Origin of the sequence: Paracoccus sp. MKU1 (assembly GCF_001447385.1) — a bacterium.
Lineage (GTDB): Bacteria > Pseudomonadota > Alphaproteobacteria > Rhodobacterales > Rhodobacteraceae > Paracoccus.
On the sequence record NZ_LLWQ01000180.1, the window covers coordinates 1 to 9,779 of the forward strand.

Below are 9,779 nucleotides of genomic sequence, written 5' to 3' on the forward strand. Positions count from 1 at the left end.
ACCGGATGCGCCAGCATCGCGTCGACCAGCGCGGCGTCGGGCAGCGCCGTGTCGTCCAGGCCAAGCTCGGCATAGGGCGTGCCCTTCTGGCGCAGCAGCTCGCGCGGCGCGATGCCCATGCGGGCGATCAGCCTCACCAACATCGCGCGCGAGGGCGGCGTCTTGAGGTATTCCACCACATGCGGCTCGATCCCGGCATTGCGGATCATGGCCAGCACGTTGCGCGAGGTGCCGCAATCCGGGTTGTGATAGATCACGACGTCCATGATCGGGCCTCTCGGGTCAAGGTGGGTTCGCAGGCACAATCCAGCGCGGCCGCGACCGGCGCGCAGATGTCCGGGTGGCCGTCGCAGCAATCGCGCATCAGGAATGCGATCAGCCCTGCCAATGTCGCAAAGACGGCGCTGTAGATGATGAAGCGCCCCTCGCGCCGGGACCGGATCAGCCCGGCATGTTCGAGATGGGTCAGGTGAAACGACAGCCGCGAGGTGCTGGCGCCGCCCAGGGCCTCGCCGATCGCCCCGGCCGCCATGCCCTCCGGCCCGGCCTTGACCAGCAGCCGGACGATGCGCAGTCGGGTTTCCTGCGACAGGGCCGCGAAGCCGGCAAGGGCGCGTTGCTCTTCCATCGAATCAACATCTCAAGATATGTTGATATATAGTACATCGGGATAGATCAACGCAAGTTGAAATGGCGGGGTGATATCCTGCGCCGCTGCGAACGGCTGCAACCGTCGTGGTGACGAGATGCAGAGTCGCAGTTGCAGCCCTTGCTTGGACCTGGCTTGCCCGCTTCCGGAGGAGGGGCATCGTAAAACGGCCGTCCGGATGCGGCAGTGCCGCATTGCAGCTCGGTTCGGATGCCCCCGCCTCCTCTCGCCGAGGCGGGATGATACCCGGGGGGACGAGGTCAGCGCATCAGGACGACGGGCACCTTGCAGGATCGGATCATGGCGGTGGTGGTGGAGCCGATGATCAGGCTGCGGATGCGCGAATGGCCGTAGGCCCCCATGACCAGCATGTCGAAGGCCGCCTCATCCACCAGCTTGCCAAGCGCGGTTTCCGGTTGCCCCGGCAGGACCGCGGTCTCGGCCATGATCCCCGCGGCCTGCAGGGAAGCCTTGGCATGCGCCAGCCCCTCCAGCGCCTCGGGCGTGGCGCTGCCGACCGTGACCACATGGGTTTCCAGCCCCTGGAACAGGGGGCTGCGGGCGATGTGATCCACGGCCTTCACCGCCGAAGCCCCGCCGTCCCAGGCGACCAGCATCCGGGAAATCGGCCTGAACGCGCGCGAGGCGACGAAGACCGGCCTGTGGCTGGCACGCAGGACGCGCTCAAGATTCGATCCCAGATGCCCCATGGCGAAATCCGCCGCCTCGCCGCGCTTGCCGATCATGATCATGCGGGCATCGGCCTCGACCTCGGCCAGCGCCTCGATCAGGTCGCCGTGGCGCAGGCGGGTGGTGATCTGGGCCACGCCCGCCTTGTCGAGGATGGCGCGGGCGTCCTCCAGGATGGCGCGACCCCGCTGACCGGCCAGCTTGGCGCGCCGCGCGTCCAGTTCGGCCAGTTCCTCCAGCAAGGCGGTGCGGGCGCCAAGCGCGATGGCGCCGGACAGGTCCGGCCTTTCCGGCGCCTCGCGGCGGCCCAGCACATGGATCAACTCGACCGGCGCGCCGGTGCGGCCCGACAGCCATGCGGCGTGGTCGCAGACGCTGGCCGAATAGGCCGAGCCATCGACAAGGGCGACGATCTTCTGTGGTTCTTCGCTCATGTCTTCCTCCTTCAATGCGCCATCAGCCTGTCCATCGCGCCGGGCTTGTCATGGATGGCAAGCCTGTCGACGATGGTTTCCGATGCTTCGTTCATGCCGACGATCTCGACCTCGGCCCCTTCGCGGCGGAACTTCAGCACCGCCATGTCCAGCGCCTGCACCGAGGAAATGTCCCAGATATGGGCGCGGCTGACGTCGATGATCACCTTCTCGACCGCCTCGTTGAAGTCGAAGGCTTCCATGAAATCCTTGACCGAGCCGTAGAACAACTGCCCCTCGATCACATAGCTGCGCCGCCGGCCGTCCGGGGTGAGATGGGTGGTGACCTTGAACAGCTGCGCGATCTTGGCGGCAAAGAAGATGCCCGACAGCAGCACGCCCACCAGCACCCCGATGGCAAGGTTATGGGTCCAGACCACCGCCGCCACGGTCGCCAGCATCACCACCGAGGAGAACCGCGGATGCGTGCGCAGGTTCTTCAGCGACGACCAGGAAAAGGTGCCGACCGACACCATGACCATGATCGCGACCAGCGCGGGCATCGGGATCCGCGCCACCCATTCCCCCAGAAAGACCACCAGGATCAGCAGCACGAAACCGGCGGTGAAGGTCGAAAGCCGCCCGCGCCCGCCTGATTTCACGTTGATCATGCTCTGCCCGATCATCGCGCAGCCGGCCATGCCGCCGATGAAACCGGTGGCGGCATTGGCGATGCCCTGGCCGATGCATTCCTGGTTACGGTCCGATTTGGTGTCGGTCAGTTCATCGACCAGGTTCTGCGTCATCAGGCTTTCCAGCAGGCCCACCACCGCGATGGCCAGCGAATAGGGCAGGACGATCAGCAGCGTCTCGCCCGTCAGCGGGATCTGCGGGATTATGAAGACCGGCAGCGTGTCGGGCAGCACCCCCATGTCGCCAACGGTGCGCACATCCCAGCCGAAGGCCATCGAAAGCGCCGTCAGCACGACGATGGCGACCAGCGGCGAGGGGATCGCCCTGGTCAGCAGCGGAAACAGGTAGATGATGGCCAGCCCGGCCGCGACCAGCACATAGGTCAGCCAGGTGACCCTGCTGGGGTCCAGTTCCGGCAATTGCGCCAGGAAGATCAGGATCGCCAGCGCATTGACGAAGCCGGTCATCACCGATTTCGACACATAGCGCATGACGAAACCCAGCCGCAGCAGCCCGGCGCCGATCTGGATCAGCCCGGCCAGCACGGTGGCGGCCAGCAGGTATTGCAGCCCGTGGTCGCGCACCAGCGTGACCATCAGCACCGCCGTTGCAGCCGTGGCAGCCGAGATCATGCCGGGCCGCCCGCCGGTGAAGGCGATCAGCACCGCGATGGAAAAGCTGGCGTACAGCCCCACCTTGGGGTCCACGCCGGCGATGATGGAAAAGGCGATGGCCTCGGGGATCAGTGCCAGCGCCACGACCAGCCCGGCCAGCAGGTCGCCCCGGATATTGCCGAACCATTGGGTCCGGTAGGCATCAAGTGAAATCATCTCATCCGTTCCTGACCGATCAGGGCCCCGAATGGGGCCGCATGTCGAGTTTTCGATCTTGGGGTGTAGGTTCGGGTTGTCCGGCGGATCGGCGGCCGGAAGAGCCAGCCGGGAGTTGCACCCGGCTCCATGCGTTTCGGGTGGCTGTTATGCGCAAACATCGCGCATTTGCAACCCGGAACAGTAAAACCGGAGCGGACGCCAGCGATCCTGCCGGCACTTCAGCCCTGTCTCCGCCGTGCTGCTATGGCGAAGGCGCTTTCCCCGCGCCCCGCCCGGGCGACCGTCGCGGATAATGCCGATCGGCAACGGAGCAGGTAGAAATGTTCGGTTTGTTCGGGACGTGATTTCTGCCCGCCCGTCCGCAGCCCATGCTGCAGCGCGGAATGCATGGCTGGTTTGCCGGTATCACGACTACTTCCCGTCAGGTGCCCGGCCTATATCCGCCTTGTCCGAAACATGCCCGCCGGATGGGCAAGATGAAAAAGGTGCCAGGATGTCCACTGTCGAGATGAGCCATAGCCGTGCTGCTGCCGGTGGCCTGGGCCAGGTTTTTGTCCGCGTAACCGCGATGGTCGCCGCCTGGAACGACGCCCGCATCACCCGCCGCGAACTGCACCGGCTGACGGATCGGGAACTGACCGATATCGGCCTGGCCCGCGGCGATATCGAGCGCGTCGCCCGCGGCCTCTGAGGCCATCCCATCGATGAACGGACCCCGCGGCGATGCCTCGGGGTTTTTTCATGCGCGGGGGATGGAAAACCGAGGTTCGGCATGCTCGGAATCCTGATCATGCGATAAACGCCCGCCATCATGTCCAAGGCCGCGTGATCGGGGAATCGGAGGAGATGGCGGCCGTTCTGCGGTAGCACCCTGAGCTGATCGCCGCACGCTGTCGCATTCGGAGATCCACCGAGATGTCATGGCGCGGGCGGCGTCCGGCGCCGCATCGCACACCTGACGGCGAGGGCGTTTCAGGCGATGGACCGGATACCGGTGAACCTCCGCCCCATCGAGGCCGACGGCTTGACCGGTGCGCAAGGCGGCATGGCACTCTAGGCCGTCAAGGACAGGAAGACAGCATGCTCGCTCCGCGCATCTACCCGACCTTTCGCTTCCGCAACGCGGCGGCGATGATCGAATGGCTGGAAAAGGCCTTCGGCTTCACCACTCATGCGAAATACATGGATGGCGACAAGGTCGATCCGACCGAACTGGCCAAGATTGTGAACGGTGAGGGAGACTGGCTGTTCTACGGCCATGCCAATGCGGCCGGGACGGGCTTTGACCTGTGGTGGCTGCTGGACCTACGGGCGTTCCGGGCCGGGCTGATCCGCCACGCTTCGAACGGTTATCCCATTTCCTCGGGCGACCAGATGAACATGGACGGCACCTGCTTCAAGTGGTTCGATATCCGGTCCTTTCCCAAGGATCCGCCGCTGGTGCTGGCGACCTCGGGGCCGCGCAGCGCGGGGCCGTCGCCCTGGCAGGCCTGACTGCCGCTTTATCGGCCCAACCCGGAAAGGGGGTGAACAAGAGCGCATTGGCCGACGCGAGCCCTCGCATCATGCGGGGGCTTTGTCGTTTGCACTCCGCGGCGCCATGATGAGGCGGTTCGAAAATCGGAGACCATGAAATGAAAGCACTTGTCGCAGCCGCCGTCCTGGCAATCGCCGCCACGCCGGCTTCCGCCGCCCTGAGCGGCTACTGGGACAGTTCCAAGGTCATCCATGCCATCCTGGGCGATGACAGGGTTGCAGATGCGCTCAGGCAACAGCCCATCGAGAGCATCGCCCGCACCGAGAACGGCTACCAGATCAGCAGCCGGGATTGCAGCGTGGAGGTCCGGGTGAACCGCACGGCGCCCGCCAGGCCCGGCCCCACCCGATTCAGCCTCAGCATCGGCGGTGGGCAATGCTCTTGATCCATGCCGGATCGACACCCCTGCGACATTCGCGACACCTGCGACAAACACGCCCTTTGTCGCGAATGTCGCGGGTGTCGCGACGTCGCAGCTTCCGTTTCCCGGCAGCCTCACACGGCAAAATCGCAATCGAATAGGAGCGGGTTGCGATTCCTGGCCGTCGCAAAAGCCCAGCCAGAGAGGCCTTTCTGACGACCCGAGGGCCGAGAATCGCGGAATAGCGAAAATCGCAGGTCGAGAGAGACGGAAATGCTCGGGCGCGCGCCAACGCCCGCACAGGCCGGCAGGCCCGTGCCGCCGGCCGGGGCGTCTGGCAGAGCGAATCTCTGCCCGCCTGGGAGTATCGCGCCGACCGCTGGGCGCGGGCTGCCGCAGAGGCGCCCGAGGGCTGTCCGATCAAGGGCAACATCTCGAACAAGGGCGAGTGGATCTATCACACGCCCTGGTCGCCGGCCTCTGCCAAGACCCGGATCCATGAGAGCAAGGGCGAGCGCTGGTTTTGTGACGAGGCCGAGGCTATCGCCGCCGGTTGGTGGGCAGCTCGCAGGCGGTAGATTCGGAGCGTTCTGAGCGGCTTCGAATTGTCCCCGATGTGTCCCCCAGGGACTTGTTAGCGCCGAAACCGCCTCGCAGGCAGTTTGGTTTAACCGCTTGTCATGTAAAGAAGTTCAGTGGTGAGCCCGACAGGATTCGAACCTGTGACCCACTGATTAAAAGTCAGTTGCTCTACCAACTGAGCTACGGGCCCATCGCACGGGGGGCTAACTACGGTCGGCGGCTGACAGGGTCAAGCGGAAAAATCACCGCCTCTGGCAGAATCTTTCCGGCAGGAGTATGTCACCGCCATGGAACACCAGCAAAACCTCGGCCAGAGCATTCCTCTGCCCTTCATGAAGATGCACGGGCTCGGAAACGACTTCGTGGTGATCGACAGCCGCCGGACCGGCGCGCTGCCCGATGCCGCGACCGTCGCCGCCATCGCTGACCGCCATCGCGGTGTCGGCTTCGACCAGATGGCCGTCATCCTGCCCGGCGAGAATGCCGATGCGCGACTGGTGTTCTTCAACGCCGACGGCTCGCTTTCGGCGGCCTGCGGCAATGCCACGCGCTGCGTCGCCCGCTTCCTGATGGACGAATCGGGCGCATCGGCGCTGCGGCTCGCCACCGACCATGCGGTGCTTGCAGCCGAGGATGCCGGCAACCGGCTGACCCGGGTCAACATGGGCGCGCCAGTGCTCGACTGGGAACGGATTCCGCTGGCCGAGAATGTCGATACGCTGCACCTGCCCATCGCGGGCGATCCGGTGGCGACCGGCATGGGCAATCCGCACATGACCTTCGTCGTGCCCGATGCGGCGGCGGTGGACCTGGAACGCTTTGGCCCGGCGCATGAGCATCATCCGCTTTATCCGCAGCGGACCAATGTCGAGCTGGTGCAGGTCGTCTCGCCGGACGAGATCGTGCTGCGCATCTGGGAACGCGGCACCGGCATCACGCTGGCCTCGGGGTCGTGCTCCTGCGCGGCGGTGGTCGCGGCGGCGCGGCGCGGGTTGACCGGGCGGCGGGTCAGGGTCAACGTGCCGGGCGGCGTGCTGGAGATCGACTGGCGCGAGGACGGGGTCTGGATGACCGGCCCGACCGCGCATGTCTTCGACGGGGTCTGGCGCGGATGAAGGATCTGAAGCCCCCGGTTTTTGCGACCCTCGGCTGCCGGCTGAACGCCTATGAGACCGAGGCCATGCGCGAGATGGCCGAGGCCGCCGGGCTGCAAGGCGCGGTGATCGTGAACACCTGCGCGGTGACGGCCGAGGCGGTGCGCAAGGCCCGGCAGGAGATCCGCCGGCTGGCGCGCGAGAATCCCGGCGCCCCGGTCATCGTCACCGGCTGCGCCGCCCAGACCGAGCCCGAGACCTTCGCCGCCATGGCCGAGGTCAGCCGGGTCATCGGCAATCACGAAAAGATGCTGCCCGAGACCTGGCAGCGCATGCACGCCCCCGACCTGATCGGCGAGACCGAGAAGGTCCAGGTCGACGACATCATGTCGGTGAAGGAAACCGCCGGCCACCTGATCGACGGTTTCGGCCGGCATCGGGCCTATGTGCAGGTGCAGAACGGCTGCGACCATCGCTGCACCTTCTGCATCATCCCCTATGGCCGCGGCAATTCGCGTTCCGTGCCGGCGGGGGTGGTGGTGGACCAGATCAAGCGGCTGCGGGATCGCGGCTTCAACGAAGTGGTGCTGACCGGGGTGGACCTGACCTCCTGGGGGGCCGACCTGCCGGGGCAGCCGCGGCTGGGCGACCTGGTGATGCGCATCCTGCGGCTGGTGCCGGACCTGCCGCGGCTGCGGATCAGCTCGATCGATTCGATCGAGGCGGACGAGAACCTGATGCTGGCCATCGCCTCCGAGCCGCGGCTGATGCCGCATCTGCACCTGTCCTTGCAGGCGGGCGACGACATGATCCTGAAGCGGATGAAGCGCCGCCACCTGCGCGACGACGCCATCCGCTTCTGCGAGGAGGCGCGGCGGCTGCGGCCCGGCATCGTCTTCGGCGCCGACATCATCGCCGGCTTCCCGACCGAGACCGAGGCGATGTTCGAAAACAGCCTGAAGCTGGTCGAGGATTGCGGGCTGACCTTCCTGCATGTGTTTCCCTATTCGGCCCGGAAGGGCACCCCGGCGGCGCGGATGCCGCGCGTGCCCGGCCCGGCGATCAAGGAGCGCGCGGCACGGCTGCGGGCGGCGGGCGATGCGGCGCTGGCCCGGCATTTGCAGGCCCAGGTCGGTGCGGCGCGCATGGTGCTGACCGAGGGGCCGCGTCTGGGCCGGACGGAGCATTTCACCGAGGTCGCCTTCGACCGCGACATGCCCGAGGGCACGCTGATGGAGCTGCGTATCGCCGGCCATGACGGGCAACGCCTGACGGTCTGAGGGGCCGGTTTCGTCGTGGTCGCCGGGGGGCTGTCTGCCCCCCGTCCATCGGCCGGGGCCGATGGACTCCCCCCGAGGATATTTGGCCACGAAAGAAGCCAGTGCCGGGTGCCGCCACTGCGGTTTTGGCGGGCATTTGCCCTGCCGGGGGATCGAGTTTTCGGCATGCCGCAGAACATTTCCTTGCCGGGCGGAGGAGCTGTCCATAATTCTTGGCCGATGAGCTTGCTTTATACGCACCCTTCGGGGCTTTCCCATGTGACGCCGCCCAGCCATCCCGAGCAGGTGGCCCGGCTGGATGCCGTTCTGGCGGCACTGGACGGGGCGGATCTGGAGCGGCGCGAGGCACCCGAGGCGGCCGATGCGGATATCCTGCGCGCCCATCCGGCCGAATATCTGGCGTTGCTGCGGCGGAAGGTGCCGGCCGAGGGCTGGAGCATGCTCGATTCGGACACCTATCTGTCGCCGGGCAGCCTGGATGCCGCGCGCCATGCCGTGGGCGGTGTCTGCGCGGCGGTCGATGCGGTGCTGGCGGGCGAGGCGCCCAACGCCTTCGTCGCCATGCGCCCGCCGGGCCATCATGCCGAGCGCATGAAGGCCATGGGCTTCTGCATCTTTTCCTCGGTCGCCATCGCGGCCTTGCGGGCGCTGGAGCATCACGGGCTGGACCGGGTGGCGGTGCTGGATTTCGACGTGCATCACGGCAACGGCACGCAGGACGTGCTGTGGGACGAGAAACGGGCGCTGTTCGCCTCGACCCATCAGGTGCCGCTCTATCCCGGCACCGGCGCGCCGTCGGAGCGGGGCGCGCATGGCCAGATCGCCAACGTCCCGCTGGCGCCGGGCAGCGGCGGTGGCGAAGCCCGCGCCGCCTGGCGGGCGATCTGTGCCCGGGTCGCGGCATGGCGGCCGCAGCTGGTGCTGGTCTCGGCCGGCTTCGACGCGCATGCCGAGGACCCGCTGGCCTCGCTCATGTGGGAGGAGGGTGATTTCACCGCCATCACCCGGATGATCTGCGATACGGCGGCGGGGTGTTCGGCCCCGGTGGTATCGGCGCTGGAAGGCGGCTATGATCTGGCCGCTCTGGGCCGCTCGGCGCGCGCCCATGTCGATGTGCTGAGGGAGACTGCGGCGTGACCGAGATCGAGAACATGTCCTTCGAGGAGGCGATGAAAGAGCTTGAGGCGACCGTCGGCCGTCTGGAGCATGGCGAGGCCACGCTGGAGGAATCGATCAAGCTTTACGAACGCGGCGCGGCGCTGCGGGCGCATTGCGACAAGCGGCTGCGCGAGGCCGAGGAGCGGGTGGAAAAGATCACGCTGGCCGCCAATGGCCAGCCCCAAGGCACTGTCCCGGCCGAGGGGCTGTGATGCTGGGCCGCCTTGAGGAGGTGAAGGCGCAGGTGCAGGCTGCGCTGGACGGGGCCATGGCCGGCCTGCCCGAGGGCGAGCTGACCGATGCCATGCGCTATGCCTGTATCGGCGGCAAGCGCATCCGCGCCTTTCTGGCGATGGAATCGGCGCGGCTGTTCGGGCTGCGCGACCGGGACTCGCTGCCCGTCGCGGCGGCGGTCGAGGCGCTGCATGCCTATAGCCTGGTGCATGACGACCTGCCCTCGATGGATGACGACGACCTGCGCCGCGGCTT

The 9,779-nt window shown here is 66.7% G+C and carries 12 protein-coding genes, 1 tRNA gene and 1 other annotated feature; of the genes, 8 read left to right on the forward strand and 5 right to left on the reverse strand.

Features of this window, described 5'->3' with window-relative positions; translation table 11 throughout:
* The 4 genes from AQY21_RS14345 to AQY21_RS14360 form a co-directional block, all read right to left on the reverse strand.
* A partial coding sequence (locus AQY21_RS14345) for an arsenate reductase family protein (protein ID WP_161906022.1) occupies positions 1 to 266 on the reverse strand: 266 nt, incomplete at its 3' end.
* Positions 254 to 628, reverse strand: coding sequence for a helix-turn-helix transcriptional regulator (locus AQY21_RS14350; RefSeq protein ID WP_058098314.1), 375 nt, complete (start codon positions 626 to 628; stop codon positions 254 to 256). The genes AQY21_RS14345 and AQY21_RS14350, both read right to left, overlap by 13 nt.
* Before the next feature lie 281 nt (positions 629 to 909).
* Positions 910 to 1,773 carry a universal stress protein gene (locus AQY21_RS14355; RefSeq protein WP_058098315.1) on the reverse strand — a complete coding sequence of 288 codons (864 nt, stop codon included), beginning with the start codon at positions 1,771 to 1,773 and terminating at the stop codon, positions 910 to 912.
* A gap of 11 nt (positions 1,774 to 1,784) precedes the next feature.
* Positions 1,785 to 3,275, reverse strand: a complete 1,491-nt coding sequence (locus tag AQY21_RS14360) for a SulP family inorganic anion transporter (protein ID WP_058098316.1) — start codon at positions 3,273 to 3,275, stop codon at positions 1,785 to 1,787.
* Between the two features lie 74 nt (positions 3,276 to 3,349).
* Positions 3,350 to 3,407: a sequence feature (sul1 is cis-regulatory element that is thought to sense ions involved in sulfur or methionine metabolism; They are found in Alphaproteobacteria), on the reverse strand.
* 364 nt (positions 3,408 to 3,771) lie between these two features.
* Here AQY21_RS14360 and AQY21_RS14365 point away from each other — a divergent pair.
* The 3 genes from AQY21_RS14365 (at position 3,772) to AQY21_RS14375 (ending at position 5,200) form a co-directional block, all read left to right on the forward strand.
* Positions 3,772 to 3,969: a DUF1127 domain-containing protein gene (locus AQY21_RS14365; protein WP_058098317.1), complete on the forward strand. Its 198-nt coding sequence runs from the start codon at positions 3,772 to 3,774 to the stop codon at positions 3,967 to 3,969.
* 389 nt (positions 3,970 to 4,358) lie between these two features.
* Positions 4,359 to 4,772, forward strand: a complete 414-nt coding sequence (locus AQY21_RS29800) for a hypothetical protein (RefSeq protein WP_058098318.1) — start codon at positions 4,359 to 4,361, stop codon at positions 4,770 to 4,772.
* A gap of 140 nt (positions 4,773 to 4,912) precedes the next feature.
* Complete coding sequence (locus tag AQY21_RS14375) at positions 4,913 to 5,200, forward strand: hypothetical protein (RefSeq protein WP_058098319.1); 288 nt, start codon at positions 4,913 to 4,915, stop codon at positions 5,198 to 5,200.
* Positions 5,201 to 5,872: 672 nt separating this feature from the next.
* Here AQY21_RS14375 and AQY21_RS14380 read toward each other — a convergent pair.
* A tRNA-Lys gene (locus AQY21_RS14380) sits at positions 5,873 to 5,948 on the reverse strand.
* Positions 5,949 to 6,045: 97 nt separating this feature from the next.
* Here AQY21_RS14380 and dapF point away from each other — a divergent pair.
* The 5 genes from dapF to AQY21_RS14405 all read left to right on the forward strand — a co-directional run.
* Positions 6,046 to 6,873, forward strand: coding sequence for a diaminopimelate epimerase (dapF, locus tag AQY21_RS14385; protein WP_058098320.1), 828 nt, complete (start codon positions 6,046 to 6,048; stop codon positions 6,871 to 6,873).
* 5 nt (positions 6,874 to 6,878) lie between these two features.
* The gene (gene mtaB, locus AQY21_RS14390) at positions 6,879 to 8,132 is read left to right on the forward strand and encodes a tRNA (N(6)-L-threonylcarbamoyladenosine(37)-C(2))-methylthiotransferase MtaB (RefSeq protein WP_152988237.1); all 1,254 of its coding nucleotides are present in this window, start codon (positions 6,879 to 6,881) and stop codon (positions 8,130 to 8,132) included.
* Between the two features lie 219 nt (positions 8,133 to 8,351).
* Positions 8,352 to 9,269 carry a histone deacetylase family protein gene (locus AQY21_RS14395; RefSeq protein WP_058098322.1) on the forward strand — a complete coding sequence of 306 codons (918 nt, stop codon included), beginning with the start codon at positions 8,352 to 8,354 and terminating at the stop codon, positions 9,267 to 9,269.
* Positions 9,266 to 9,502, forward strand: a complete 237-nt coding sequence (locus AQY21_RS14400; protein ID WP_058098323.1) for an exodeoxyribonuclease VII small subunit — start codon at positions 9,266 to 9,268, stop codon at positions 9,500 to 9,502. Before AQY21_RS14395 ends, AQY21_RS14400 begins: the two co-directional genes overlap by 4 nt.
* Positions 9,502 to 9,779 (forward strand): polyprenyl synthetase family protein (locus AQY21_RS14405; RefSeq protein ID WP_203416511.1); only part of this gene is annotated, 278 nt, incomplete at its 3' end. The genes AQY21_RS14400 and AQY21_RS14405, both read left to right, overlap by 1 nt.

Coding starts and splice junctions, on each gene's coding strand:
- AQY21_RS14355 (WP_058098315.1), bottom strand. CDS start 1,773: ATGAGCGAAGAACCACAGAAGATCGTCGCCCTTGTCGATGGCTCGGCC.
- AQY21_RS14395 (WP_058098322.1), top strand. CDS start 8,352: ATGAGCTTGCTTTATACGCACCCTTCGGGGCTTTCCCATGTGACGCCG.
- AQY21_RS14365 (WP_058098317.1), top strand. CDS start 3,772: ATGTCCACTGTCGAGATGAGCCATAGCCGTGCTGCTGCCGGTGGCCTG.
- AQY21_RS14375 (WP_058098319.1), top strand. CDS start 4,913: ATGAAAGCACTTGTCGCAGCCGCCGTCCTGGCAATCGCCGCCACGCCG.
- AQY21_RS14360 (WP_058098316.1), bottom strand. CDS start 3,275: ATGATTTCACTTGATGCCTACCGGACCCAATGGTTCGGCAATATCCGG.
- AQY21_RS14350 (WP_058098314.1), bottom strand. CDS start 628: ATGGAAGAGCAACGCGCCCTTGCCGGCTTCGCGGCCCTGTCGCAGGAA.
- AQY21_RS29800 (WP_058098318.1), top strand. CDS start 4,359: ATGCTCGCTCCGCGCATCTACCCGACCTTTCGCTTCCGCAACGCGGCG.
- dapF (WP_058098320.1), top strand. CDS start 6,046: ATGGAACACCAGCAAAACCTCGGCCAGAGCATTCCTCTGCCCTTCATG.